The organism is Streptomyces sp. NPDC101191, from assembly GCF_044767915.1.
Classification (GTDB): Bacteria; Actinomycetota; Actinomycetes; order Streptomycetales; family Streptomycetaceae; genus Streptomyces.
Map to the genome: position 1 here is coordinate 1289964 of NZ_JBIWOU010000001.1, position 25070 is coordinate 1315033.

Sequence of the window (25070 nt, forward strand, 5' to 3'; positions counted from 1 at the left end):
CTTCGAAGTGCAGGCGCGAGACGAGCCGCCCGCACACATCGAACCCAGGGAGCCCCGCCATGAGCACAGCCATGCCTTTCGCCGCTGACACGACGCTCCTGTCCGAGGTGACGGCCGTGGTGCAGACCGCCGGCCTCACCCTGCGTGAGCGCTACACACCGCACGCCCGTGGCGTGAGTCTGGACGAGGTCGTCGCCGAGATCCACGCCAACGACGACGCGGTGCTGGCCGGGCTGCGCGAGCCGCTGCTGCGGGCCCGGCGGGGATCGCAGTGGGCCGAGGACGAGCTGGGCGGCGGTGCGCTCCCGTCGGGAGAGTGGTGGGTCGTCGACCCCGCCGAAGGCAACATCAACCACGTTCACGGCATGGAGGACTGGGCCGTGACGGCCACCCTGGTCCGCGACAACCAGCCGGTGCTCACCGTCGTCCACCTGCCACTGACCGGCGACACCTACACCGCTGTCGCCGGCGGCGGTGCCCGCCTGGGCGGCCGGCCCCTGAAGGTGTCCGCCAAGACCGACCTGGGCGCCGCGCTCGTCGGCACCGGCCAGGCCAGGCCGGGCGAGGACGAGCGCACCTTCCGGCGGATCGGCGACTCGGTCACCGCCATGCTCGTCAACGGCCTGGTCGTGCGCGTGTCCGTTCCCGCCACGATGCAGCTCATCCACGTCGCGGCCGGACGCATGGACGCCTTCTGGCAGTTCTCCGACGTCCGCTCCGGTCTGGTCGCCGGTGCGCTGCTGGTCTCCGAGGCCGGAGGCACCGTCACCGACCTGGCGGGCGAACCCTGGAACGCGGCCAGCCGCGACTTCCTGGCCGCCGCCCCCGGCCTCCACACCGCCGCCCTCAAGGTCCTGACGCCGATCGCCTGACCGGCCACCTCCGCCCTGCCCACTTCGCACCGCAAGGAGCGTCACCTCATGACGAACATCGGCATCCTGGGCGCCGGCCGCGTCGGCGCCGGCCTCGCCGGCAAGCTCTCCGCAGCCGGACACCGCGTCACCCTCGGCATCCGGAACCCGGAAGAACCCGCGGCCCCTGCCGCCGGCATCGGCCCACAGATCGCCTTCGCCGACCAGCGCACCACCGCCCGCACCGCGGACATCGTGATCAACGCGACGCCCGGCCACACATCCCTGGACCGCCTGGCCGGCCTGCGCACCGAGCTCTCCGGAAAGCTCCTCATCGATGTCTCCAACGCCACCCTCGACGCCGACGACGGCCTGCCCGGCGCCCTGTGCTATCCCGGTAGCAGCCTCGCCGAGCAACTCCAGGCCGCCCTCCCCGGCACCCATGTGGTCAAGACCCTCAACACCATGCTGTTCACGGTCATGGCCGCTCCCGAAACGCTGGCCACCCCACCGACCGCCTATCTGTCGGGCGACGACCGGAACGCGAAGAAGGCCGTCACCGGCCTGCTCGGCGACCTGGGCTGGCAGCCCGCGTGGATCGAGGACCTCGGCGGCATCACCACAGCCCGCGCCACCGAGGCCATGATCCTCGTGGTTCCCCACGTCCTGCGCCGAGACGGCTTCAAGCCCTTCGCCGTCTCCCTCGCCCGCTGAGCGGTCAAGTCGGGTGCTGTCACACGTTCTTCATGCTCCATGCCTGGTCCGGGTGCGGCTCCCCCGCGCATGATCGGCAGACGCCCGGCCCAGACCCAGCCGGCCTGCACCCGCACCCGCACCCGCACCCGCACCCGAGACGCAGTTCCCCATGCCCAGCCGCCGTGCCTTCCTCGCCGCATCGACCGCTTCGCTCGGTCTGACCGCCGCCACCGCCACCGCCGCCGGGTCGGCCCAGGCGGTGCCCGTGGTGACGGTCCCGGACGCGGCGGACGGCTCCGGCACCCGACTGCCGAACATCGTCGTCGTCCTCGCCGACGACCTCGGCTACGGCGAACTCGGCGCCTTCGGGCAGAAGCTGATCACCACCCCCCGACTGGACCGGCTCGCCGCCGAAGGGCTCCGTTTCACCGATGCCTACTCCACCGCCGCCGTCTGCGCGCCCTCCCGCTGCTCCCTGCTGACCGGACTCCACACCGGCCACTCCACGGTCCGCGCCAACCCCTCCTCCGGCGGCCAGGGCTCGCTCGCCGGCACCGACACCACCTTCGCCCAGGTGCTCCGGGCGCGCGGCTACCGCACCGCCGTGATCGGCAAATGGGGCTTCGGACCGGAGGCCGCAGGCCAGGACAGCCATCCGGCCGCCCGCGGCTTCGAGGAGTTCTACGGCTACATCGACCACAGCCACGCCCACCAGTACTACCCCGAGTACCTCTGGCACAACGCGGTCAAGGAGCCCATCCCCGCGAACGCCGGCGGTGCCAAGGCCGTGTACGCCCCCGACCTCCTCGAACAGCACGCCCTGGAGTTCATCGGCAGCCACGCCGCCGAACCGTTCCTCCTCCTGCTCACCCCGAACGTCCCGCACGCCCCCAGCGACGTTCCCGACACCGGCGCCTACGCGGGGAAGAGCTGGCCGGCTGCGGACAAGGGCCATGCGGCCCAGGTCAGCTACTTCGACTCGTTGGTGGGCAAGGTGATCGACCGGCTCCGCGACCTCGGCCTGGAGCAGGACACCGTCGTCCTCGTCACCAGTGACAACGGCCCCCACGAGGAGGGCGGGGTCAACCCCGACCTGTTCGACGCCAACGGTCCGCTGCGCGGCTACAAGCGCAACCTCTACGAAGGCGGCGTACGCGTCCCTCTCATCGCCTGGGGCCCCGGCCGGGTCCGGCAGGGCACCAGCAACCGCCCCACTCCCCTGACCGACGTCCTCCCCACCCTCGCCGAGCTCGGCGGCGCCCCCACTCCCACCGACGTGGACGGGCTCTCCGCCGCTCCCCTGCTCGCCGGCAGCGCCGACTCGGCACGCCACGGGCACCTGTACTGGTTCCGCGACGAGTTGGGGGTCACCAGCCGGGCCAACGCCCAGGACGGCAAGCGCGCCACCTGGCTCGCGGAGGCGGTCCGCCGGGACAACTGGAAGGCCGTCCGCTTCGCCCCCGAACGCGACCACGACCTCCCCGACGACAAGTGGCAGGTGGAGCTCTACGACCTGGCCACCGATCCCGGCGAGACCCGCAACGACCTCGACAAGAACCCCGCCAAGGCCACGGAACTGGTGGCGCTGATGCGTTCCTCCTGGAAGGACAGCTATCCGCGCATCCCGTTCGGGACCCGCCTGACGGTGCCGCTCCTGGCCGTGCCCGGCCAGGCGTTCACCGTGTCCGCCACCCTGGACAACGGTTCCGCACGGCCCTGGACCACCGCGGCGCTCGGCCTGCGCGCCCCGGCCGGATGGACCGTGACGTCCACCTCTCCGGCCACGGCGCAGGAGCTCGCCGTCGGCGCCCGGCTCACCGCCTCCTGGCAGGTCACCCCGGCCGTGGACGCCGCCCCCGCGACCAGGTGGGAGCTCACCGCGGAGGGCACCGCCCTCACCCCGGCCGGCCCGGTCCACTACCCCGCGGCGGGCACCGTACCCACTCCGCCCCCCGCCCCCACCCGCGACTCCTATCTCTCCGACCTCACCTGGATCAGTGCCGCCAACGGCTGGGGGCCGGTGGAACTCGACGCCTCCAACGGCAAGAGCGCAGCCGGCGACGGCCCGCTGATCTCCTTCGGCGGTACGACGTACCCCAAGGGTCTGGGCGTCCACGCGCCCAGCGACATCGCCTACCACCTCGGCGGCGGCGCCGTACGGTTCACTTCCCTGGTCGGCATCGACGACTTCTCCGCCAAGCAGAGCACCCTCGGCGCCACCCGCGCCAAGGTCTACGGTGACGACCGCCTGCTCCTCACCACCCCCACCCTCACGGCGGCCACCGGCCCGGTCCCCGTCGACCTGGACGTACGGGGCGTCCGCGTCCTGCGGCTGGTGGTCGAGGACGCCAACAACCGCACGTCCTTCGACCACACCTCCTGGGCCCTGGCCCGGGTCACGGTGTCCTGACCGCCCGCGCGCCCCATGCCAGAGGCCGTTCCGGATCTTCCGGAACGGCCTCTTCCGCAGGCGGCGGCCCTGCTCGGCCGGCGGACCGGCCTACGCGGGACCGGCGGCCACGCGGAACCCGATGTTGCCGGTCGAGCTGTCGGGCGTGTTCGAGCTCCGCGCGGCGACGCGGTAGCGGTTGCAGTAGGAGTCGTGGCAGAGGTACGAACCTCCGCGCATCGCGCGGGACGTCTCCTCGGCGGGGGCGAACCAGTCCGCGCACCACTCCCACACGTTGCCGACCGTGTTGTAGAGGCCGAAGCCGTTGGGCCGGAAGGATTTCACGGGGGCGGTGGAGACGTAGCCGTCGGCACCGGTGTTGCGTACGGGGAACTCGCCCTGCCAGATGTTGCACATGTACCGGCCGTCGGGCGTGAGCTCGTCGCCCCATGGGTAACGGCGCTGTTCCAGGCCGCCGCGGGCGGCGTACTCCCACTCGGCCTCGGTGGGCAGTCGGGTGCCGGACCAGGCACAGTACGCCTGGGCGTCGTGCCAGGACACATGGACGACGGGGTGGTTCTGCCGGTCGGTGACGTGCGAGCCGGGCCCTTCGGGTCGGCGCCAGCTGGCCCCCTCCACCGCCCGCCACCACGGGACGGCCGCCACGGGAGCGGAGACCGCGGCGACCTCGTCGGCGAGGAAGGCCCCGAAGGTGAAGGAGAAGCCGAAGCGTTCGGCGTCCGTCGTGTACCCGGTGGACTTGGCGAAGGTGGCGAACTGGGCATTGGTCACGGCCGTGGCCGCGATCCGGAAGGGCTCCACGGCCACCTCGCGGACCGGTCCCTCGGCGTCCGCCGGGAAGCCCTCCGGGTCGTCGGTACCCATGAGGAAGCTGCCACCGGGCAGGCTGAGCAGCTGCCGGGCCACCCGGGCGGACGGGGGCGCGGGGGGCGGCGGCGCGAGGGTGAGCGTCGGGGCGTGGGCGTGGCCGGGGGTGCAGCAGTCGGACATGGCGGCTCCGTCGGGACGGTGGGCGGCCGGGCGCCCGTGCCTCTCGGCAAGGGCGCCCGGCGGGCGATTCAGGGGTGCGGGTCAGGCCACGCGGTCGGCGGCGAGCCGGGCGGCCAGGGCGGGGATGCCCAGAGCCTGCTCGTCGGCCGGAGTGGCCTGGTAGAGCTTGTTGTCCAGCTGGTACGGGTCGTTCACCAGGTCGTAGTACTCGCGGAACTTCACCTGGCCGGTGCCGGACACCGTGCCGTTCCCGTCGGTCGTCAGGTCGTAGTACTCCGTGTACTGCCTGTCCTTGGCGACGTACGAGGACCAGGTCGGCACGCCGCCGGCCGTGGTGCCCTGCTTCCACCACTCCACCAGCAGGTGGTCACGGCTGTAGGAGGAGAGCAGGGACCGGCCGTCCTGGGGTGCGGCCGGGGTGATGCCCGCCGCGTCGAGGATGGTCGGCGCGATGTCGATGTTCGCGACGATGCGAGAGTCCACGGCCCCCGCGCCTCGCCCGCCGGCCGGCCAGGAGAGGTAGAACGGCACCTCGTGAGCCGGGCGGTAGGGCACCGACTTGGCGGTCCAGCCGTGGTCGCCCCAGCTGAAGCCGTTGTCGCCTATGTAGATGACGAGGGTGTTGTCCAGCTGGCCCAGCGCCTGGAGCTTGTCCTTGAAGGCCTGCACCGCGTCATCGACGGAGAGCAGCGTGCGCAGCTGCTCGGCCCGGATGGTCTGGCCGTCGGCGAGGGTGCCGGTGGCGTTCCTGATGTAGGCCGGCTTGTCGCTGCGGTCGTTCTCGGGCACCGAGGGCCGGCCGTTCCAGTCCGGGACGGGGGTGTCCGCGTACTTCGCCTCGGGGGTCCGCGGGCCGTGGGAGGCGTACGGGGTGACGTACGCGAACCAGGGCCGGGTGTCGGTCGCGGCCTTGTCGAGGAAGTTCAGCGTGCGGTTCTTGATGATGTTGGTGGTGTAGCCGTTGATCGTCTGGACGGTGCCGTTGACGTTCCACCGGGCGTCGACGTATCCGGGCTGGAGGAGGGCGAACTCCTCGAAGTTCGGGGGGTTCTGGGCCAGGTCCCAGGAGTTGAGGTACTTGCCGAACAGGCCGGTGCGGTAGCCCGCCTGCTTGAGGTACCTCTGCACGGTGGTGCTCTGGTCGAGCGCGTACGGGGATTGGTTGTTGCGCACGCCGTGGTTGTGGGCGTGGCGGCCGGAGAACACGCTCGAGCGCGAGGGCGCGCACAGCGGGGTGGCGACGTGGCCGTTCGTGAACTTCACACCCTGGTCGGCGAGCCAGGCGACGGTCTTGGGCAGGGCCCATTCGGTGTGCTTCGGCTGGTCGTCGGTGACGATCAGCAGGATGTTCGGACGGCCCGCGGCAGCGGCGGGGCCGGCTCCGGCGACCTGCGCGAGGGCGGGGACGGCGGTGGCGGCTGCCACGGCGGCGGCGCCGCCGAGAAAGCCGCGGCGGCTCACCGGGTGTCGTCTGTTCTCGCTGTTCTCACTGTTCTCGCTCATGATGTCCGTTCCTCCTGGATGCGTCCGCGCATGAGGCACGGCAGGCGAGCGGCTTCGCGCCGCCTACTGCCGTATAAAAGGGGAAGAGACGGGAGTCAGGCAGGGCGCCAGGTGGGGATCCCGTGGGGGAAAGGGCGCGTTCAGTGCGCCGGGGCGACCGGACACAGGGCGCTCGCCAAACGCCCCTGGTCGACGTGGCGGCGCGCAGTAAGGATTCCTGCTGCCATGGCGACGAGAGTAGGCGAAGCGGAACTCCCGTTCCATGTACGGCAGATGAAAAGGGGATCGCCGTGATGTCCCCTGGCGCGCCCGTGCGGTGCCGGCGGACGGCGACAAGGTCGACCAGCAGCGCGTAGTAACGTCGGCGCCGCCGGTCGGTGAGGTCTTCCTCCCAGACAGCGACCGGTGTCACGGGCCATGGTCCTGTCGTACGCCCCGTGCTAGCGCCGATCGAGTGCCGAGCCCCTCGCGGGTACACCGATCGTCACGACACCAGGCCCCCTTCAGGGCCTGCCCCACCGACCCACCGCCCCGGCCGGGCAGTCGGGGAGCCGGGTCGGGAAGTGGGAAGTCGGGAAGTCGAGAAGTCGACTGCCCGGTACCCCGTCAGGCGGCGTAAACGCCGGGAGCCGCGGCGGTGTCACCGCGCGTGCCTGCCCTTGGCCGGCTTCGGGCTCCCCTGCCGCGCCTCGCCCTTCCGGGGGGCCGGCCCGGCTGCTCCCGGACCGGTCGCACGCCCGCGCTGCTGCTCCGAGACGCCAGGAGCCGACGGCGTCTGGCTGTCGACCGCCGTACCCTCGGCGCCGGCGCCCCGGCGGTCCCCGGTGTACGAGGGGGAGCGCGGCGCGGACGCGGAGGAGGCGGCGGCTCCGGCCGGCGGAGCGGACGAGGCGGTCGGGGAGGCCGGCTCGGTCGTGGCGGAGCGCGACGGAACGGGCGCGGCGTCCTCCGCCTCTGCGGGCGGCCCGCCCACCGAACCGGCCAGTCCGACGCCGAAGACGGTCAGTGCCGCACCGGCGGTCACCAGGATCCGGCCGGCCCGGCGTGAGGCGGGCCGGCCGGAAGAGGGGCGCGTGGGCACCGGCTCGCCGTGCGCAGGGACGGCGGCCTCGACACCGGCGGCCCCCACTGCCGCGGCCGCCCCGTCCGACCACAGCGTGTCCGGATTCCGCTCGCCGGCGCCGTCCTCGCCCCTCATGGGCGGAGTCGCGAGCACGGAGGGTCCCCCGGGCTCGTCAGCCGCTCTCGCGAGATCCTCCGATGCCAAGGCGGCCAGGGCGCGCCCACAGGCCCGGGCGTCCGGCCGGCGGCTCTCGTCCGCGTCGGTCATGGCTTCCAGTAGTTCGACGACGGCCGCCGGTATGTCCGGCGGAACGACCGGGCGACGGTTCAGGCGGGCGATCGCAGCCTCCAGCGGCGCCCCGTCGTACTCCAGTTCGCCCTTGATCGACTCGATGAGCACCAGTCCCAGGCTGTAGATGTCCGCTGCCGGCCCGGCGCCCCGGCCCAGCACCTGCTCCGGAGCCATGTACGCGGCGGTGCCCACCAGGGCGCCCGTCACGGTCTGATCCGTGGTGCCGAGCAGCCGGGAGATGCCGAAGTCCGTCAGGCGGGGGGCGCCCGCCTCGTCCAGCAGGATGTTGGCGGGCTTGACGTCGCGGTGGACGACTCCGGCCTCGTGCACATGAGCCAGTGCCGAGGCCAGCGCGGCTCCGATGCGGCACGCCTCGGCCAACGGCAGCGCAGCCGCCGCGATCCGCCGGCGCAGCGTCGTGCCCCTGACCAGTTCCATCACCAGGTAGGGCGTTCCGTCGTCCCGGCCGCAGTCGTACACGGTGATCAGGCCGGGGTGCTGCAGCTGGGCCAGCAGCCGGCCCTCGCCGTCGAACCGCTCCTCCGTGTCGGCGTCACCGTCCGGGCGGAAGACCTTCACGGCGACCGGTCGCCGCAGGCGCAGGTCCATGCCCTCGTACACGTCGGCGGCGCCGCCGCGGCCCAGCAGGTCGTCGAGCCGGTAGCGTCCGGCCACCACGGGGGCGGTGAGCCGGAGGTCCGGTCGGATCGGCCACGAGCGGACTTTCATCACTGCGCTCCCTGCGTCCTGTTGTTACCTGCCGTCGTCCGCCCGCCCCCGTGTGCGCTGCCGGGGGCATGCCCGGCCGCGTGGTTGCGAGCACCGTGTGCACGTGTGCCCCCTCAGCCGCCGGACATCCCCCCGGCCCCGCACACGGCTCCGGCGCTGGGCGTGACACCGGAGCGCGCCGTGGGCGAGGGTGATCGGAGCCGCGGTGACTTGCGGTGAAGGGGGTAGGTGAGGACGGCGCACGACCATCGCGTCTGCGAAGGAGACGAACATGACCGACGACGCCTACCTGTTCCTCGTGGACGACGACCCGGCGACCCCGCTGGGCGCCTCCGTCGCCGCTGTGGGAGACCTGGCGTGCGTGGAGACGTCCGCCGCACGGGCCTGGCTCGACGTGCACGGTGTCACCGCCGCCTCCCCCCGGCTGCTGCCACCGGCGGAGAGGCGGCGCAGGGGCAGGGCCGTCCGTCGGGGTCCCGGTCAGCGACAGCATTGAGGGGAAACATGACGCCCGAGGAGACGCGCACGAGGCTCCGGCAGTTGGAGGACCGGCTCGGCGAGCGCACCCCGGCACCGATCGAAGGACAGACCCGCATCCCTCTCCCCCAGCCCACCGGGGCGGACGACGAGGACGAGAGGGCGTGCAGGCCGGGCTCGGAGGGGTGAGGGCGACGTCCTCGAACAGGTCTGGAACGCCGAGGAGTTCGCCCGCGGGACTCTTACGGCGGGTGTCGGAACGCCGGCGCGCCTCGACCCGACTCGGCCCGGCCCTCGCCGCGCCGATCGGCCGCGTCCACTGGGGCGGGCGCGGAGACCGCCACCGTCTGGAACGGCTACATGGACGGCGCCGTCCGCTCGGGCAGCCGCGCCGCGGACGAGATCCTCGCGCAGCTCTCCTGACCGCGCGCACTGACCCGCGAAGGAAAGCTCCTCGTGGTCCGGACGCACGACAGGTTCTTCATCGGCGGTGAGCTCGCTGCCGCCCGGGGAACGGCCGAGTCGAGGTGTACTTCGGTCGGTCACGCGCGCGGGTCCCCGAGGTGGTCCCGAAACAATCAAGGGGCCGTTTCAGATTGCTCTGAAACGGCCCCTGATCTGCGACTCTTTCGAGTCGGGACGACAGGATTTGAACCTGCGACCCCTTGACCCCCAGTCAAGTGCGCTACCAAGCTGCGCCACGTCCCGATGCCTCGTCGCTTCCGGTTTGTCCCCGGTGGCGGCGTGCAAGAGAACATTACCTCACTTCACGGGGTGGATCAGCACACGGGGTGTGACCGGGCGGCACGGTCGAGAATGGGGTGGTGGACACGGGACAGGAACGGGAACGGGAGCCGGGGCGGGATCGCGATCCGGAGGGGCGGGCGCGGAGTGCGCGGCCCCGGGACGGGCTGGGGAGGCCCTTGGCGTACGGGGCGGAGGGGGTGGCCCGGCAGCCCGAGGGAGTGGTGCGGACGCCGGACGGGACGGTGCGGGAGGCGCAGCGCCTGCTGGACGCCGGAATGCCGTTCCACGCCCACGAGGTGTTCGAGGACGCCTGGAAGTCGGGGCCGGCGGACGAGCGGGGGCTGTGGCAGGGCCTGGCTCAGCTCGCCGTGGGTCTGACGCACGCGGCGCGGGGGAACACGACGGGCGGCGCCCGGTTGCTGCTGCGCGGGGCCGGGCGGGTCGAGGAGTACGCGCGGGGCGGGGCCGAGACGTACGGGATCGACGTGCCCGGGGTCGTGGCCTGGGCGCGGGGGCTGGCCGCCCGGGTCACGGCGGGCGACGGTGGCGATGTCGACGCCGCGGCGGAGGCGCCGCGGCTGCGGGTCAGCCGGTGAGCAGGAGCTCCTCGGGCGAGCGGTGGATGAGGGTCGGGCGCATGCGGACGTGAGCGGTGCCGGCAGGGCGCAGTCCGGGCAGGCGGCGGGTGAACGCCGCGAGGGTGGCGTGGAGTTGGACGCGGGCCAGCTGGGAGCCGGGGCAGCCGTGCGGGCCGTGGCCGAAGGCGAGATGGCGGGAGTGCGGCCGGGGCCGGGTGATGTCGAAGCGGTCCGGCTCGTGGTGGCGGGCGGGGTCGCGGTTGGCGGAGCCGTAGGCGACGAAGACGGTGGCGCCGGCGGGCAGTTCGGTGCCGGCGAGGGTGACCGGGCGGGTGGTGGTGCGGCGGAAGCCCTGGACGGCGCTGTCGTAGCGGGCGGCCTCCTCGACGGCCGCCGGGATGAGCTCCGGCCGCTCGCACAACAGCTCCCACTGCTCGCGGTGGCGCATCAGGTGGAGCACCGTCGTGCCGATGAGGGCGGTGGTGGTGAGGTGCCCGGCGATGAGCAGGTTCTGGAGGTTGGAGACCAGTTCACAGCGCTGGTCGTCGGTGAGTTCACGGGGTCCCGGCCCGAGTCCCGCGTCGGGGGCGAGTGCTCCGACCAGGGTGCCGGCCAGGTCGTCACGGGGCCTGGCCCGACGGTCGCGGGCGTACCGGTCGAGGAGCCGCTGGAGGGCGAGGACGTCCTCGGCGGCGGCGACCTGCTCCTCCTCGGGGAGGGGCCGGAAGAGCAGCCGTTCGGCGCTGTACGAGCCGTGGACGGCGGCCGGCACGTCCGCCGGGTCCAGGCCCAGCAGCCGGCCGATCACCGTGCCGGGGAGGCGGCGGGCGTAGTGGGTCATCAGGTCCGCCCGGCCCTGCTCCGCGACGGTGTCCGCGAAGGCCTCGGCGAGCGCGTCGGCCTGCTCGGTGACGTACGGGGCGAGCGCGGCGATCCGGGCGGCGGACAGGCCGCTGTTGAGCGGCGCCCGGTGGCGGCGGTGTGCGGCGCCGTCGGTGGACACGACGGTGGGCCGGGGCGCGAAGCCGGCGCCGAGGACGGCGAGGGCCGCGGGCGAGGGCAGGACGTCGGGGCGCAGGGCCTGCGCGGAGGAGAAGTCCTGTGGTCGGAGCAGCACTTCGCGGATGTCGGCGTCGCGGGAGACCAGCCACGCGTCGAGGTCGGGGACGAAGGTCAGCCCGGCGGTGGCGCGTGCCCGGGCGTAGAGGGCGTAGGGGTCGCGCTGGAGGTCGTCGAGCCGGGCGTGACGATTCCGCTGGGCCGGGTCCACGCGGCGCCTCCTCAGGGTTGCCGGGTGCGATGCGGTGCCAGGGGCACGTGGCGATGCGGTGCCAGGGGCACGGGGCGATGCGGTGCGGTCCGATGCGGACATGGTGACGGGGCCCGGTCCGGGTGAACAGGGGCGCGCGCCGAGGTGGCGGGAAAGCAGCGCCCGGGAGGGCTCGCCCGCTCCCTTACGGCGCTTTCGTCTCCAGCGCCTCCGTCAGGACCGCCGTGTGACTGCGCGAGGGGTCCTTGGCGGCCGTGAGGAGGGTGACGGGGCCCTCGGCGGCACGGGTGCGCAGATCGTCGAGGGCCTCGGCGGCGGCGGGCTCGTCGAGCTCCTTCCCGTACCGGCGCCGGAACTCCTCGAACTCCCCCTCGTCGCCGTGGTACCAGCGGCGCAGCTCGGTGGAGGGGGTCAGGTCCTTGGGCCATACGTCGACGTGCGCGTCGGCCTTGGAGATGCCGCGCGGCCACAGCCGGTCGACCAGGACGCGGAGGCCGTCGTCGGGCTCGGGCGGCTCGTAGACGCGTCGCGTACGGACCTGGGGACGTGAGCTCTGGGGCATGGCTTCAGGGTGCCGGATGCGTCCGGGCTTCACACTTCGGGGCCGTCGGGGATCCGAAGGGGCGCCCAGGGGACGTCCGCCGCGTCTCGGGGCACCGGGCCGCCGGGTCCGTCACGCCTCCGGCGCCTCGGGCGCCCTCGGTTCCGCGCGCAGCGCCGGGAGGAGCACCGCGTCCACGAAGGTCCGCATGGCCGAGGCGTCGGCGAAGCGCTCCTCGAAGAGGCGCTCGATGCGCAGCATGCCCATGAAGCAGGGGGCGACGAAGCCGATCGCCGGGTTGTCGGCGGCGATCTCGCCGCGTTCGACGGCGCGTCGCAGCATCGCGTCCAGCGCGGCGACCTCCGGTTCGATGACGGTCTCGCGCAGCGCGGCGCGCAGGTCGGGGTGCTGGATGTACGCCTGGCTGACCGCCTCCATGAGCTCGGCGTCACGCTCGCGGTGGGAGGCGGCGATGCGGGCGGCCTCGCGCAGGTCGCCGACGAGGGAGCCGGTGTCGATGCCGGTGAAGACGGCGCAGCGGCTCCGGTCGAGGGCGGCGGTGACGAGCCGGGGCTTGGTCCCCCACTGGCGGTAGAGGGTCGCCTTGCCGCACTTCGTGCGGGCGGCGACGCCCTCCATGGTGACGGAGTCGTAGCCGCCCTCGCGCAGCAGACAGATGACCGCCTCGAAGAGCTCGGCCTCCCGCTCGGGGGTCAGCTTGCTGCGTCGGGCGGCGGCGGTAGCGGCCTGCGTGGACATCTTTTCCTCCCGGACAGCCCGTACCCCACCGGACCTGTGTCTGCACATACGAGAGTAGGGGGCGCACAATCGAGACGCAAACGTATCGAGACGCTTGCGTCTCGATGAATAGGCATCTACAGTTCATCCGTTTGCTGTCCGAATTGACGGAAAAAGGGGCCGAGCCATGGCTGCCGGGATACGCGGGATACGAAGCACTCGTCCTGCAGGACCGGGGGCGACGGCTACCCCCAGGCCGCCGCTCCTCCGCGAGCTGCTGCTGGTCACCGCCCTCTTCCTCGTCTACAAGTTCGGCCGGCTCTTCGCCAACGGTCACGAGACCCGCGCCTTCCACAACGCCGACCGCGTGTGGGACGCCGAGCGCGCCGTGCACCTGCCCGGCGAGGGGACGGTCCAGGCGCTGCTGCTGCACGGCGAGGGTCTGATACGCGCCGCGAACACGTACTACGCGGCCGTGCACTTCCCCGCCACGATCGCCTTCCTCGCCTGGCTCTACTGGCGCCGCCCCGACCACTACGTCTGGTCGCGCCGGGTCCTCGCCCTCCTCACCGCCGCCGCGCTGGCGCTGCACCTGCTGATGCCGCTCGCGCCGCCCCGGATGCTGGCCGCCTCCGGCCTGGTCGACACCGCCCGGGTCTACGGCCCCTCCGTCTACGGCGCGACGCCCGAGACGGACTCGATGGCGAACCAGTTCGCGGCGATGCCCTCGCTCCACTTCGGCTGGGCCCTGATGGTCGCCATCGGCCTGATCATGGCGACCCGGTCCCGCTGGCGCCTGCTGTGGCTGCTGCACCCGCTGCTCACCCTGCTGGTCATCGTCGGCACCGCCAACCACTACTGGTTCGACGCCCTGGCCGCCGCCGTCCTCCTCGCGCTCGCCCTCCTCGCCGTACCGGCGCCGCAGCACCGCCGCCACGACGGCGACCCCGACCCCGCCAGGCCGCTCGTGCCGCTCACCCCGGCCACCGCCGCCTCGACCGCCTCGACCGCCGGAGCCCTGCGATGAACGCCGCCGCCGGGACCGTCGTCGCGGTCCTCCTCTCCCTCGTGTCCGCCGCCGGGTACGCCCTCGCCGCCGTCGCCCAGTCGCGGCTCGCGTCCGCCTCCACGGGCGGACGGGGCGCCCTGCGCCGCCTGCTCGGCCGCCCGCAGTGGTGGTGGGCGGTCGGCCTCAACGCCGCCGGCGCGCTCGCCCACGTCGCCGCCCTGCACTACGGGCCGCTCACCCTCGTCCAGCCGCTCGGCGCGCTGACCCTGGTCGCCGCCCTGCCGATCGGCGCGTACGGGGCACGGCGACGGGTCACCCGGGCCGAGTGGCGCGGGGCGCTGTGGACCCTGGCGGGCCTGGTCGGACTCGTCGCGGTCACCGGCCCCGTCGAGCCCGACGAGGCGCTGAACCTGCGCGAGGCCCTCGTCGTGACGGCCGTGACGCTGTTCCTCATCGGGCTGCTCGCCCACCGGTCCCGGGCCCGGATGGGGACGGGAGCCCGCGGTCAGGGCCTCGGCCACGCGACCGCCTCCGGCGTGGCCTCCGGGGTCGGATCGGCGCTGACCCAGACCCTGACCGCGGCGCTCGCCCGCGACCTGCCCGGCGGGCCTTCGGGCTGGTGGCAGACGGCCGTGCTGGCCGTCCTCATCGCCGCCTTCGCGGTGGGCGGACTGCTGCTCTCCCAGGCCGCCTACCGGGGCGGCCTCGCCGCGCCGCTCGCGGTGGTCAACCTCGCGAACCCGGCCGCGGCCGCGGTCATCGGCGTGGCCCTCCTCGGCGAGACCTTCCGGGCCGGTGCCTGGGGCTGGGCGGTCGCCGCCGGAGCGTCGCTGGTCGCGGCGCGCGGGGTGGTGCTGCTGACGACCGGGCTGGGGACGGAGCCGGCCGCCGGGGGTGCGGCGTCCGACGAGGGGCTCGGGACGGCTGCGGCGACGGAGGCCGTGGTGGCGGAGGTAGTGGTGGCGGAGGTCCTGGTCAAGGAGATCCCGGCTCCCGCCACCGGCTCCCTGCCCCTCGCACCCGGCTCCCTGCCCCTCGCCGCGCCCGACCCCCTGCCCCTCGCCGCGCCCGACGCTCCGCCCCTCGTGCCGGAATCCGTGCCCGTACGGGACGGCCTGGGCGTCCCGGACGGCCTGGGCGTCCCGGGCCCGCTGCCCGAGCCCGCCCGCTGAGCCCCGGCCGGCCTCACAGAACGCGGCACTCCCCCGACCGCACGAGGCGCGGGAACTCCGCCGACCTCGCGAACCAGCACGCGAACGACCTCACGAACGACCCCGCGAAAACGCGGAAGCCGCGGCCGACACCGGCCGCGGCTTCCGCGTATCTCCACCCGATCGCCTCGCGTCAGTAGTCGATGCGGTCCGACTTGGCCAGCCACGCGTCGAACGGGGCCGTGCGGTTCGGCAGCTCCACGCGCTCGACCGGCATCGGCCACAGCGACGAGTCCTTCTTGTCGAACAGGTCGTAGAAGCGACGGTCGTCGAAGCCGGCCACCGCGGCGTCGTCACGGTCGGCCGCGAAGATGACACGGTCCACCCGCGCCCAGAGCGCCGAGGACAGACACATCGGACACGGCTCGCACGAGGTGACCAGGACGCAGCCTTCGAGCGAGAAGGTGTTCAGCTCCTGGCAGGCCGCGCGGATGGCGCTGACCTCGGCGTGCGCCGTCGGGTCCAGGTTCGTGGTGACCTTGTTGTTGCCGAGCGCGACGATCTCACCGTCCTTGGCGATCAGGGCACCGAAGGGGCCGCCGCCGTTCGCGACGCTGTCGGTGGCCAGCTGGATCGCCCTTTCCATCCAGGCGCGCTCGGACTCTTCGACGCTGACTTCCTGGGTGTGCGTAGTCACGGGGACTCCTTTTGGAGAGGGTGGGGATGGAGTGGGGCGGCGCAAGTACCGGCGGCGGCACTGGCTGGGGATCTGCGGGGCCGGCCCGCGACGACGCTTTCCGGAGTGACCGGGTGGAGTGGGTCAGATGGGCGGTGTCGTTGTCGCCCCTCGCGGCCGGGGGCCGGGGGCACGAAGGGGGGTGCCGGCGTGGCTGACGCCCGCCGGGGTGGGCACCTGAGCGTCGGGGACGGGCCCGGCGACCGGTGTCTTCATGGGGACGCGGGCACGGGCGTGGGGCAGGAGGGTGTCGACATGGGCCGCGGCGGTGCGCCGCGGCCGTGCGTTCCCGACCGGGCGAACGCGTAGCGTCTCAGCCATGCCCTCCTCCCTCCGTCCCGCACTGTTTCCGCGTTGTTGCAGCTTGCTTCGTCCCGTTGCAACCTGTGCGAGGAGTACACCTCCGACCGGGCGGAGTGAGCTAGGAGCGGAAGACATGAAAGCGCCCGCAGGCTGAAACTCGCTCTTTGTAGGCTTCTACAAGTGAGTGCTCTGGCCTGCGGCTTTGATCACCTCCTCCCGACCGTCCGGGAAGGAACTCCTCACCGATTACCGCAGCTCGGGGCCCGGAAAGCACCCCGGGCGGCCGTACGTGCCGGGCGGGGCCGGGCGGGGTGGGGTGGGTTGGGGCGGGGCGGGGCCAAGCCGGGCCGGGCCGGGCTCGACGGAGCAGGGGCGGAAGTCATCCGGGGCGGGGCGCATCCCGGGCGAGGGTGAGTGCGCAGCCGGGGAGGCGCACGCCCGGAGAAGCCCATGGCCGGGAGACCGGCCTCAGACGCCCACAGCCCCGACACCCGCGCCCGACGCCCGCACCCTGACCGGCACCCTCACCGACATCAGGCACCCGCACGGCACCGGCACCGGCCTCGACGACCCCGCGACCCGCCCCGCGACCCCACGGCCGGAAGGTGACTTCCCCTCCCGGGTGAAGGAGGCCGGAATGCGACGGACGGTGACGGAGGGGTGCGCCGGCCGCACTATGCTCGCTCGGCCAGGACCTCCCCCGCGCCTCCGACGAAGGGATCCCCATGCCCCTCCAGGTCTCTCCCGCCTCTCTCCAGGACTGGGCGCTCGTACGCGAGTGGGCCGCCGCGGAGGGCTGGAACCCGGGGGCGGCCGACGCGGTGGCGTTCTTCGCGCAGGACCCCGAGGGGTTCTTCCTGGGGCGGATCGACGGCGAGCCGGTCTCCGCGATCTCGGTCGTCAACTACAGTGACACGTACGCCTTCCTGGGGTTCTATCTCGTGCGCCCCGACCTCCGCGGCCTCGGGCACGGGCTCGCCACCTGGCGGGCCGCGCTCGCCCACGCCGGCGGGCGGACGGTCGGGCTCGACGGGGTGCCGGACCAGCAGGACAACTACCGTCGGTCGGGTTTCGCACTCGCGTACCGTTCCGCCCGCTATGTCGGTGAAGTCCCGCTTCCCGACCGGCCGGTGACCGGGGTGGTGCCGGCGGAACGAGTGGATCCGGCCGTCCTCGCCGCCTACGACAACGCCTGCCATCCGGCCGACCGGCCGCGGTTCCTGACCTCCTGGCTCACCACCCCGGGCCACCGTGCCGTGGTCCGTGTCGTGGACGGACGCCTGACCGGCTACGGGGTCGTCCGCCCGGCGGAGTCGGAGGCCCGCATCGGCCCTCTCTTCGCCGACGACCCCGCCGACGCGGCCGCCCTCCTCGACGCCCTCGCCGCCGAGGCCCGCGCCTTCGGCGCCCCGCGTATCGCCGTCGACATGCCCGGGGCCAACCCGGCCGCCGCCCGGCTCGCCGAGGCCCGCGGGCTGGAGGCCACCTTCGAGACGGCCCGCATGTACACGGGACCGATCCGTCCCGTCGCGCAGCAGCGCGTCTTCGGCGTGACGACCCTCGAACTGGGCTGACCGGGCCCTTCTTCCCGCCCCCGCACGGTCAGGCGGCAGTCCGGAGGCCCCCGCCGAGGGCCGACCCTCGCCACCCCTGCCCCGACCCCGGTGCACCCCTCCCCACCCCTCCCCCTCCCTCCCCCGAGGGGTGACAAGGGTTTTCCCCGTATCGAGTTCACTTCGGCGTTCCCTACTGTCTGCCGCACCGGCAGATCGATCCCCGCCACCTCCTGTCAGGTGCATGAGAAGGAATGGGGATGTCCGTCGGTGGCGGCCTTGACCCCGGCCGTCGCGCCGGTGGCGGCGCACGGGCCCCCACGCCCAGGGAACGACGGATCGCGACCCCACTTCGCCCCGACGGTTCCCGCGCCGCCGCCACTGCTCCACCTACGTCGTAGTCGAAAGGGCCCACCTTGAACGGTTCCAGGCGGAGAGTCATATCCGTGCTGGTCGCGAGCGCCGCGATCCTCGGTGCCGCTGCCACCACCTCCGGGGCGTTCGCCGCCGTCCCGGCCGCACCCTCCCCGAAGCCGGCCCCGGCTTCGCAGGCGATGACCGCGCTTCCCAGCGCTCCGGTCGAGAAGGTCATCGTCACCTACAAGTCCTCGTCCGCCGAGGCCGGCTCCAACGCCGCCGCGAAGAGCGACGCGGCCGACAAGGCCGTGAAGACCGGCGAGAAGCTCTCCTTCGAGCGCCGCCTGGCCGGCGGTGCCGCGCTGGTGAACCTGGGCGGCTCCGCGGACAAGCAGGACGTCGCCGAGGTCATGGCCGCCTTCAAGGCCGACCCGCAGGTCGCCTCGGTCGAGCCCGACATCCGCGCCTACGCGATGGCCGTGACCCCGAACGACACCGACTACGCCAAGCAGTGGGACCTCTTCGAGCCCACCGGCGGCATGAACGTCCCCGCCGCCTGGGACAAGACGACCGGCTCCGGCGTCACCGTCGCCGTCATCGACACCGGCTACGCCGCCCACTCGGACGTGGCGGCCAACGTCGTCTCCGGCTACGACTTCATCTCCACCTCCGCCGACGCCCGCGACGGCAACGGCCGTGACGCGGACGCCAAGGACGAGGGCGACTGGAACGCCACCGACGGCGAGTGCGGCACCGGTTCCAAGGCCTCGAACTCCTCCTGGCACGGCACCCACGTGGCCGGCACCATCGCCGCCACCACGAACAACACCAAGGGCATCGCGGGCATCGCGTACAACGCGAAGATCCAGCCCGTGCGCGTGCTCGGCAAGTGCGGCGGCTCGTCCGCCGACATCGCCGACGCGATCACCTGGGCCTCCGGCGGCACCGTGCCGGGCGTCCCGGTCAACCCGACCCCGGCCAAGGTCATCAACATGAGCCTGGGCGGCGCCAGCGCCACCTGCCCGAGCGTCTACCAGACCGCGATCAACGGCGCCGTCTCGCGCGGTACCACCGTCGTCGTCGCCGCGGGCAACAGCAACGCCAACGCGTCCGGCTTCACGCCCGCGAACTGCTCGAACGTCATCACCGTGGCGTCGACCAGCCGCGAGGGCAACCGGTCGTACTACTCCAACTACGGCACCATCGTGGATGTCGCGGCTCCCGGCGGCGAGACCCGTCGCTCGACCGACACCCCCGGTACCGTGACCACGCCCGAGAACGGCATCTACTCCACGCTGAACTCCGGCACCACCGTCCAGTCGACCGAGACCTACAAGCCCTACCAGGGCACCTCGATGGCGGCCCCGCACATCGCCGGTCTCGCCGCGCTGCTGAAGTCGGCCAAGTCGACCCTGACCCCGGCCGACATCGAGTCGGCGATCAAGACGAACGCCCGCCCGCTGCCCGGCACCTGCACCGGCGGCTGCGGCACCGGCATCGCGGACACCGCCAAGACGGTGAACGCGGTCACCGACACGACCCCGCCGGCCGGCAACGTCTTCACGAACGCGACCGATGTGACCATCGCGGACAACACCACCGTGAGCTCCTCGATCGCCGTCACCGGCCTCGCCGGCAACGCCCCCGCCACCCTCAAGGTCGGCGTGGACATCAAGCACACCTGGCGCGGGGACCTGGTCATCGACCTGATCGCCCCCGACGGCACCGTGCGCAACCTGAAGGCCTCCTCCTCGTCCGACAGCGCCGACAACGTCCTCGCCACCTACACGGTGGACGCGTCGAGCGAGCTCGCCAACGGCACCTGGAAGCTCCAGGTCCGCGATGTGGCCTCGGGTGACACCGGCTACATCGACTCGTGGAGCCTGACCTTCTGACCGACTGCTGATTCACTTTCGAATCGCACTCGAACCACCCCCCACACCGGCATCATTGCTGGTCAGCGAAGCGCCCGTGGTCTACACCACGGGCGCTTCCGTGTGCCGGCCACCCCGCGGACACGCACGGTTCACCGGCGCGTGCTGTCCGTATGCCGGACACAAGGCCTGGACTGGGGCGATCAGCTCCGTATTCTCTGCGCAACGGGGCTCATGGGCCGGGCCCCGAGCGCGGGAGGGGGACACATGACGACAGCGCCGCTGCGGCCTGCGCCAGTGGGCCGGGAGGAACTCCTCGCCCGCCTCGAACGCGTCCTGCAGGCGCGCGGGCGCGCCCTGCTCACCGGCCCCGCCGGAGTCGGCAAGACCGAGGTCGCCCTCGCGGCCGCGGCCCGCGCCGAGGCGCGGGGCGAGACCGTGCTCTGGCTCGCCACCCTCCCCGCCGACCGCGACATACCCGGCGCGGCCGCCGCGGCCCTGGTCGCCTCCGTCGCCGCCACCATCAGCTGGCCGGCCGTCCCCGGACCGGGCGCGGCCCCGGACGAGGGCGCCGCGACCGACCGCCCCTCGACGGACGCCGCCTCCCACCCCTCGTACGCTCCGGGCACCTCGGCCCCCCGGCCCGCCGACGTCGGTCCCCCCGGCCAGGACGGTCCTCCGGCCTCCGGACCGTCGTACGGCCCCGGCCTCCACAATCCCCGGGGGGCCGCTCCCGGCGCCCTCGACGGCGACGCGCTCACCGCCTCCCTGCCCGTCCAGCGCACGGCCGCCGGCGCCGGTCACACCTCCGAGTGCGCCCACGGCCAGGCGCCCGGGCTCGGCCTCGGCGTCATGGCCTCGGGCGTGTTCGACGGGCTGCCAGGCCCGCAGCGGGCCGCCGTGGCGATGCTCTGCCGGGAGGCTCCGCCGCAGGACGCGGGGTGGGACCCGATCGCGCTGCGGCTCGGGATCGCCGGGATCCTGCGGGCGCTGACCGCCCGCGGTACCGCGCTGCTCGTCGTCGACGGGGTGCAGCACATCGACCCCGACAGCGCCGACCTGCTGCGGTTCGCCCTGCACCTCGCACCTGCCTCGCTGCGGGTGATCTCCGTCGAGACGCCCGAGGCCTACGCGGCGTACGGGACCGGGGACCCGCACGACACCCGGCTGTGGGTGCCGTCGGAGGCGGACGTGCTGCTGGTGCCGCCGCTGCACGCCGACGAGATCGCCGAAGTCCTCATCCACCACCGGCTGCCGTCCCGGATGGCCGGCCGCATCCACAAGGCGAGCGGCGGCAATCCGCGGCTCGCGCTCGCCGTCGGCCGCTCGCTGGCCGACGCCCGGACCCCGGTGCACCACGCGGAGGCGCTGACCCTGTCCGGGCGGGCCCGGGACCTGGCGCGGCAGCTGCTCGGGGCCGCGCCGCCGGACGTGCGCGAGACGCTGCTCCTGGCGGCACTGGCGCTGCGGCCGACCGCCGCCCTGGTGCGCCGGGCCGGACGCCCGAACGCGGAGGCGGACCTGGCCGCGGCGGAGCGGGCCGGTCTGGTGTCGCTCGCCGAGGACGGCACGGTCGCCTTCACCGCCGGGCTGCTGCCGTCGACACTGGTGCACGACGCCTGCTGGGCCGAACGCAGCGCGGGGCACGCGGCCCTGGCACGCGTGGTGGACGACCAGGTGGAGGCCGTCCGGCACCGGGCGCTGGCGACCGACGCGCCGCGGGAGGAGCTGGCCGCCGAGGTCGCCGAGGCGGCGGACCTCGCGCGGCGGCGCGGCAACAGCGCGCTCGCGGCCGAACTGGCCCTGCTCGCGGCCGAATCGACGCCGGGCTCGCACGGGCAGCGGCGGATCGCCCGTCTGGTGGACGCGGCCGAGGAGGCCGCCCGGGCGGCGCGCGCCGATCTGGCGATGCGGGCCGCGACCGATCTACTGGCCCGGGACGCGGCGCCGTCCGACCGCGTACGGGCGCGGCTCGCCGTGCTGGACACCGCGGGGCAGGGGCTCACCGGGCTCGGCGAGATGTACGTGCACGCGATGGAGGACTCCGAGGGGAACACGCCGCTGCGGGCGGCGGTGCAGCTCAGGCTGGCCGTCAAGTACGTGCTGGCGGACGGCGATCCGGCGCGCTCTCGGGCGGCCGCGATGGAGTCGGCGGCGCTGGCGGCCTCGATGGGCGATCCGCGGACGGCGGCGCAGGCCCTGACCGTACAGGCACGGATGGAGCGGGCGCTCGGTTCGCCCGACGCGGAGGCGGTACTCGCACAGGCGCGGGCCCTGGAGACGGCCGAGCGGCCGGCCGGGATCCGTAACGCCGCCCAGATCCTGACGATCCGTCACGCTCTGTTCGACGGACGGCTCGTGGACGCGCGGACGCAGCTGAACGCCCTGCTGCCGCTGGTGCAGCGGCGCGGTTCGGTGGAGGACGCGATCGAGCTGCTGAGCACGCTCGCGGAGATCGAGTCGCGGATCGGCCCGTGCCCCGCGGCCCTCGCGCACGCCGGGCAGTCGCTGGCACTGACCCTGGAGGCGGGGTTGTCCCCCGGTCCCGCCTGGTACGCGCTGGCGCTGGCGGAGACGGCCGGTGGCAGTTTCGCCCGGGCGGCCAGTTATGCGCGGCGGAGTGTGCAGGCCTCGGAGGAGGAGGGTGACCGGGTCTTCCTGTCGCGCAGCCTGTACGCGCTCGGCCGGGTCCAGTTGGTCAACGGGGACGTCGCCGCGGCCCTGGAGACGCTGCGCCGCGTCGAGGCGAACGAGCGGGCGCAGTCGACGGTGGATCCGTCGATGCTGCGCTGGCACGAGGAGCTGGCGGAGGCGCTGCTCGCGCACGACGAGGTCGAGGAGGCCCTGGCGGTCGTGGCGGCGGTGCGGCCGGTGGGCGAGCGGCTGGGCCGGACCACGGTCCTGCTGGGCTGCGACCGGGCGTACGCGCTGTGCCTCGCGGCGGAGGGCCGGACGGACGAGGCGGCGGAGCTGCTCGCGGGCACGGCGGCCCGCTTCGCGGACGCCGAACTGCCGCTGGAGCAGGGCCGGGCGCTGATGGCGCTGGCCCGGGTGGAGCGGCGCCGGCGGCGGCGTTCGGCGGCGCAGGCCGCGCTGCAGGCGGCGGCCGCGGTGTTCGAGCGGGTCGGCGCGGCGCCGTGGCTGGCGCTGACGAGTGAGGCCCCGGCGGGTCCGGCGGCCGAGGGCCCGGTGGGCGAGGAGGCGGTGCCGGCGCTGTCCACGCTGACGGAGGCGGAGCTGCGCCTGGCCCGTCTGGTGGGGCAGGGCGCCAGCAACCAGGAGGCGGCGGCGAAGCTGTACCTGAGCGTGAAGACGGTCGAGGCGCGGCTGACCCGCATCTACCAGAAGCTCGACGTCCGCTCACGGGCGCAGCTCGCCACCGCCCTCCGTCCCTAGGGAGTCCCGGATCGGGCCGGGCTCACACGGTGAACGGGCGCTGTGCCAGGAAGGCCTCCGTCGGGGATCCGGTGGTGTAGAGGTTGGGGCTCTGGCTGGGCGGCAGTCTGCGCTGGATCGCCCGGTGGAAGGTGCGGTAGTCGCCGTGGAAGCCGCCGTCGCTCCAGACGGCGAGCAGTGCCTCGGTGAAGGCGCCGTTGACGTCGCCGTCGGCGGCGACCTGGTTGTCCTGGCACGCGGAGACGAGGATCACGGGTGGTCCGTTCCCGTTGCCGGACGCGCTCGCGGCCTTGGCGAGCGAGCGCTGGAGGTCGTCGTAGAAGTCCCGGTCGCGTTCGTACAGCTCCAACTGCCGGGGTTCGGGGACGAACCGTCCGGTGACGGCGGCGGCGCCCGGCAGCTCGATGCTGCTGCCGCTGTGGCAGCAGTCGAAGAGGGTGACGATGCGTACGCCGGCGTCGAAGCGCAGGAACTCCTGGTGGACCTCGTCGTCGAGGAACTGGCGGTCGTAGAACACGAGGGTCTCGTCGCGCCGGTCGGGTTCGTCGTCGGGTCCCGTGACGTCCGGGACCTGGCCGCCGTGGCCCGAATAGGTGAAGAGCAGGATGTCGCCGGCGGCGAGCCGTTCGGCCGCGTCGCGCAGTGCGGCGGTGATCCGGTCGACGGTGCCCTCCTGGGTGAGCAGGACGGTGTCCGCGAAGCCGGCGGCGCGGGCCAGCCGCGCCATGTCGCGGGCGTCGTTCTCGCAGGCCACGAGGGTGCCGTCCCAGCCGCCGTAGCGGTCGGGGTCGACGCGGTTCAGCCCGACGTGCAGAGAGAGTCCGGTGGGCATGGGGTGCCTCCTTGGACGGGTGGAGGGGGCACCGGGGGCGTCTGTTCGAGTGGCCTACGGGTCCGGTGCCGTGGGCAGCCCTCCCCCGCGCGGTACTTACATCGTATGAACCCAAGCGACTCCCGGCACGACCAGTTCGCCGACCGCACCGGCTACGACGAGAACTTCCTCGGCCCGGTGGTGCCCCTGGCCCTTCCGGCCCGCCCCTCCGTGAAGACGGTGATCCTGCCCTACACCCACTTCACCGTCGTCTTCCGGCCCGACCGGCGCCTCGCCGCGTCGACCGCCGTGTGCATCGAGGGGCGGGAGCTGCTGGAGGACGTACCGCGCGACGACGTGTGGCTGTTCGACCCGCGGCTGCCCCGCGAGCACCAGACCGGCGACGACGTCTACCGGAACAACAGCCTGGACCGCGGCCATCTGGTCCGCCGGCTCGACCCGGTGTGGGGCGCGGCGGCCGTCGCGGGCCAGGCGAACACCGACACCTTCCACTTCACCAACGCGGCTCCGCAGGCGGACGTGTTCAACCAGGGCAAGCAGTTGTGGCAGGGCCTGGAGAACTACCTGCTGGACCACGCGGCCGAGTACGACCGCAAGCTGACGGTGTTCACGGGGCCGGTGCTGCAGGACTCCGACCCGCCGTACCGGGGGATCCAGGTGCCGCTGCGCTTCTGGAAGGTGGCCGCGTTCATGCAGGACGGGGCGCTGGCGGCGACGGCGTACGTGCTCGACCAGAGCCCGGACCTGAGCCGGGACGCGGACCGCGCGTTCGCCGGGGCGACGCCGGGCGCGCCGCCGCCGCTGGGCCCGTTCCGTACGTACCAGGTGCCGGTCTCGGACGTCGCGGAGATCACCGAGCTCGAGTTCGGGCCGCTGCCGGACGTGGACCTGATGCCTCCGACGCGCGCCCCGGAGGAGCGCTGGCGGCGCCTGGAGTCGTTCGACGACATCATGATGACCCCGTGACCGGAGGCG

At 73.6% G+C, this 25070-nt stretch carries 21 protein-coding genes and 1 tRNA gene; 13 read left to right on the forward strand and 9 right to left on the reverse strand.

Annotated features, from left to right (window positions below):
- Positions 1-59 precede the first annotated feature (59 nt).
- The 3 genes from ACIRQF_RS05615 to ACIRQF_RS05625 all read left to right on the forward strand — a co-directional run bounded on the left by ACIRQF_RS05615 (position 60) and on the right by ACIRQF_RS05625 (position 3957).
- The gene (locus ACIRQF_RS05615; RefSeq protein WP_404089105.1) at positions 60-872 is read left to right on the forward strand and encodes an inositol monophosphatase family protein; all 813 of its coding nucleotides are present in this window, start codon (positions 60-62) and stop codon (positions 870-872) included.
- A gap of 48 nt (positions 873-920) precedes the next feature.
- Positions 921-1565, forward strand: coding sequence for an NADPH-dependent F420 reductase (locus tag ACIRQF_RS05620; RefSeq protein ID WP_404089107.1), 645 nt, complete (start codon positions 921-923; stop codon positions 1563-1565).
- Between the two features lie 151 nt (positions 1566-1716).
- Positions 1717-3957: a sulfatase-like hydrolase/transferase gene (locus ACIRQF_RS05625; RefSeq protein WP_404089109.1), complete on the forward strand. Its 2241-nt coding sequence runs from the start codon at positions 1717-1719 to the stop codon at positions 3955-3957.
- Between the two features lie 90 nt (positions 3958-4047).
- Here ACIRQF_RS05625 and ACIRQF_RS05630 read toward each other — a convergent pair whose 3' ends face one another.
- The 3 genes from ACIRQF_RS05630 to ACIRQF_RS05640 form a co-directional block, all read right to left on the reverse strand.
- Entirely contained in the window at positions 4048-4947 is a 900-nt protein-coding gene (locus tag ACIRQF_RS05630) for a formylglycine-generating enzyme family protein (protein WP_389750238.1), read from the reverse strand.
- A gap of 81 nt (positions 4948-5028) precedes the next feature.
- Complete coding sequence (locus ACIRQF_RS05635; protein ID WP_404089112.1) at positions 5029-6450, reverse strand: sulfatase; 1422 nt, start codon at positions 6448-6450, stop codon at positions 5029-5031.
- A 640-nt stretch (positions 6451-7090) separates the two neighbouring features.
- Positions 7091-8533 carry a serine/threonine-protein kinase gene (locus tag ACIRQF_RS05640; RefSeq protein WP_404089114.1) on the reverse strand — a complete coding sequence of 481 codons (1443 nt, stop codon included), beginning with the start codon at positions 8531-8533 and terminating at the stop codon, positions 7091-7093.
- A gap of 271 nt (positions 8534-8804) precedes the next feature.
- Here ACIRQF_RS05640 and ACIRQF_RS05645 point away from each other — a divergent pair, with 271 nt between their 5' ends.
- From ACIRQF_RS05645 to ACIRQF_RS05655, 3 genes are all read left to right on the forward strand, one after another.
- Positions 8805-9029, forward strand: a complete 225-nt coding sequence (locus tag ACIRQF_RS05645) for a DUF6003 family protein (protein ID WP_404089116.1) — start codon at positions 8805-8807, stop codon at positions 9027-9029.
- 8 nt (positions 9030-9037) lie between these two features.
- Positions 9038-9199, forward strand: coding sequence for a hypothetical protein (locus ACIRQF_RS05650; protein WP_404089118.1), 162 nt, complete (start codon positions 9038-9040; stop codon positions 9197-9199).
- 171 nt (positions 9200-9370) lie between these two features.
- Positions 9371-9433: a hypothetical protein gene (locus ACIRQF_RS05655; protein WP_404089543.1), complete on the forward strand. Its 63-nt coding sequence runs from the start codon at positions 9371-9373 to the stop codon at positions 9431-9433.
- A gap of 211 nt (positions 9434-9644) precedes the next feature.
- On the opposite strand, the gene ACIRQF_RS05660 is transcribed toward ACIRQF_RS05655, so the two are convergent.
- Positions 9645-9718 (reverse strand) — tRNA-Pro (locus ACIRQF_RS05660).
- Between the two features lie 116 nt (positions 9719-9834).
- Between ACIRQF_RS05660 and ACIRQF_RS05665 the strand changes: the two genes are divergently transcribed.
- Positions 9835-10353 carry a DUF309 domain-containing protein gene (locus ACIRQF_RS05665; RefSeq protein WP_404089120.1) on the forward strand — a complete coding sequence of 173 codons (519 nt, stop codon included), beginning with the start codon at positions 9835-9837 and terminating at the stop codon, positions 10351-10353.
- Here ACIRQF_RS05665 and ACIRQF_RS05670 read toward each other — a convergent pair.
- The 3 genes from ACIRQF_RS05670 to ACIRQF_RS05680 form a co-directional block, all read right to left on the reverse strand.
- On the reverse strand, positions 10343-11605 hold the full coding sequence (locus ACIRQF_RS05670) for a cytochrome P450 (RefSeq protein WP_404089122.1): 1263 nt from the start codon (positions 11603-11605) through the stop codon (positions 10343-10345). The two genes, ACIRQF_RS05665 and ACIRQF_RS05670, sit on opposite strands and share 11 nt — an antisense overlap.
- A 184-nt stretch (positions 11606-11789) precedes the next feature.
- The gene (locus ACIRQF_RS05675) at positions 11790-12167 is read right to left on the reverse strand and encodes a DUF488 domain-containing protein (protein ID WP_404089124.1); all 378 of its coding nucleotides are present in this window, start codon (positions 12165-12167) and stop codon (positions 11790-11792) included.
- A gap of 111 nt (positions 12168-12278) precedes the next feature.
- The gene (locus ACIRQF_RS05680; RefSeq protein WP_404089126.1) at positions 12279-12905 is read right to left on the reverse strand and encodes a TetR/AcrR family transcriptional regulator C-terminal ligand-binding domain-containing protein; all 627 of its coding nucleotides are present in this window, start codon (positions 12903-12905) and stop codon (positions 12279-12281) included.
- Between the two features lie 166 nt (positions 12906-13071).
- On the opposite strand from ACIRQF_RS05680, the gene ACIRQF_RS05685 reads away from it, so the two are divergent.
- Together ACIRQF_RS05685 and ACIRQF_RS05690 are read left to right on the forward strand one after the other, a co-directional pair.
- Positions 13072-13911, forward strand: a complete 840-nt coding sequence (locus tag ACIRQF_RS05685) for a phosphatase PAP2 family protein (protein ID WP_404089128.1) — start codon at positions 13072-13074, stop codon at positions 13909-13911.
- A complete protein-coding gene (locus ACIRQF_RS05690; RefSeq protein WP_404089130.1) occupies positions 13908-15065 on the forward strand; it encodes a DMT family transporter in 1158 nt (385 codons plus the stop codon). Before ACIRQF_RS05685 ends, ACIRQF_RS05690 begins: the two co-directional genes overlap by 4 nt.
- Positions 15066-15237: 172 nt before the next feature.
- On the opposite strand, the gene ACIRQF_RS05695 is transcribed toward ACIRQF_RS05690, so the two are convergent.
- Positions 15238-15741, reverse strand: a complete 504-nt coding sequence (locus ACIRQF_RS05695) for a nucleoside deaminase (RefSeq protein ID WP_376631105.1) — start codon at positions 15739-15741, stop codon at positions 15238-15240.
- Positions 15742-16808: 1067 nt separating this feature from the next.
- On the opposite strand from ACIRQF_RS05695, the gene ACIRQF_RS05700 reads away from it, so the two are divergent.
- The 3 genes from ACIRQF_RS05700 (at position 16809) to ACIRQF_RS05710 (ending at position 23263) form a co-directional block, all read left to right on the forward strand.
- The gene (locus ACIRQF_RS05700) at positions 16809-17657 is read left to right on the forward strand and encodes a GNAT family N-acetyltransferase (RefSeq protein WP_404089132.1); all 849 of its coding nucleotides are present in this window, start codon (positions 16809-16811) and stop codon (positions 17655-17657) included.
- Positions 17658-18190: 533 nt separating this feature from the next.
- A complete protein-coding gene (locus ACIRQF_RS05705; protein WP_382482754.1) occupies positions 18191-19888 on the forward strand; it encodes a S8 family serine peptidase in 1698 nt (565 codons plus the stop codon).
- 246 nt (positions 19889-20134) lie between these two features.
- Positions 20135-23263 (forward strand): AAA family ATPase, encoded by a 3129-nt coding sequence (locus ACIRQF_RS05710; protein ID WP_404089134.1) that lies wholly within the window; start codon positions 20135-20137, stop codon positions 23261-23263.
- 22 nt (positions 23264-23285) lie between these two features.
- Here the strand turns inward: ACIRQF_RS05710 and ACIRQF_RS05715 are convergent, their stop codons facing one another.
- The gene (locus ACIRQF_RS05715) at positions 23286-24095 is read right to left on the reverse strand and encodes a caspase family protein (RefSeq protein WP_376631111.1); all 810 of its coding nucleotides are present in this window, start codon (positions 24093-24095) and stop codon (positions 23286-23288) included.
- A 105-nt stretch (positions 24096-24200) separates the two neighbouring features.
- On the opposite strand from ACIRQF_RS05715, the gene ACIRQF_RS05720 reads away from it, so the two are divergent.
- Positions 24201-25061, forward strand: a complete 861-nt coding sequence (locus tag ACIRQF_RS05720; protein ID WP_376631113.1) for a DNA/RNA non-specific endonuclease — start codon at positions 24201-24203, stop codon at positions 25059-25061.
- Positions 25062-25070: the final 9 nt, after the last annotated feature.

Excerpts from the sequence above, each read along its gene's own strand:
- ACIRQF_RS05615 (WP_404089105.1), top strand. The coding sequence starts at position 60 with ATGAGCACAGCCATGCCTTTCGCCGCTGACACGACGCTCCTGTCCGAG.
- ACIRQF_RS05620 (WP_404089107.1), top strand. The coding sequence starts at position 921 with ATGACGAACATCGGCATCCTGGGCGCCGGCCGCGTCGGCGCCGGCCTC.
- ACIRQF_RS05625 (WP_404089109.1), top strand. The coding sequence starts at position 1,717 with ATGCCCAGCCGCCGTGCCTTCCTCGCCGCATCGACCGCTTCGCTCGGT.
- ACIRQF_RS05630 (WP_389750238.1), bottom strand. The coding sequence starts at position 4,947 with ATGTCCGACTGCTGCACCCCCGGCCACGCCCACGCCCCGACGCTCACC.
- ACIRQF_RS05635 (WP_404089112.1), bottom strand. The coding sequence starts at position 6,450 with ATGAGCGAGAACAGTGAGAACAGCGAGAACAGACGACACCCGGTGAGC.
- ACIRQF_RS05640 (WP_404089114.1), bottom strand. The coding sequence starts at position 8,533 with ATGAAAGTCCGCTCGTGGCCGATCCGACCGGACCTCCGGCTCACCGCC.
- ACIRQF_RS05645 (WP_404089116.1), top strand. The coding sequence starts at position 8,805 with ATGACCGACGACGCCTACCTGTTCCTCGTGGACGACGACCCGGCGACC.
- ACIRQF_RS05650 (WP_404089118.1), top strand. The coding sequence starts at position 9,038 with ATGACGCCCGAGGAGACGCGCACGAGGCTCCGGCAGTTGGAGGACCGG.
- ACIRQF_RS05675 (WP_404089124.1), bottom strand. The coding sequence starts at position 12,167 with ATGCCCCAGAGCTCACGTCCCCAGGTCCGTACGCGACGCGTCTACGAG.
- ACIRQF_RS05680 (WP_404089126.1), bottom strand. The coding sequence starts at position 12,905 with ATGTCCACGCAGGCCGCTACCGCCGCCGCCCGACGCAGCAAGCTGACC.
- ACIRQF_RS05685 (WP_404089128.1), top strand. The coding sequence starts at position 13,072 with ATGGCTGCCGGGATACGCGGGATACGAAGCACTCGTCCTGCAGGACCG.
- ACIRQF_RS05690 (WP_404089130.1), top strand. The coding sequence starts at position 13,908 with ATGAACGCCGCCGCCGGGACCGTCGTCGCGGTCCTCCTCTCCCTCGTG.
- ACIRQF_RS05700 (WP_404089132.1), top strand. The coding sequence starts at position 16,809 with ATGCCCCTCCAGGTCTCTCCCGCCTCTCTCCAGGACTGGGCGCTCGTA.
- ACIRQF_RS05705 (WP_382482754.1), top strand. The coding sequence starts at position 18,191 with ATGACCGCGCTTCCCAGCGCTCCGGTCGAGAAGGTCATCGTCACCTAC.
- ACIRQF_RS05710 (WP_404089134.1), top strand. The coding sequence starts at position 20,135 with ATGACGACAGCGCCGCTGCGGCCTGCGCCAGTGGGCCGGGAGGAACTC.
- ACIRQF_RS05715 (WP_376631111.1), bottom strand. The coding sequence starts at position 24,095 with ATGCCCACCGGACTCTCTCTGCACGTCGGGCTGAACCGCGTCGACCCC.
- ACIRQF_RS05720 (WP_376631113.1), top strand. The coding sequence starts at position 24,201 with ATGAACCCAAGCGACTCCCGGCACGACCAGTTCGCCGACCGCACCGGC.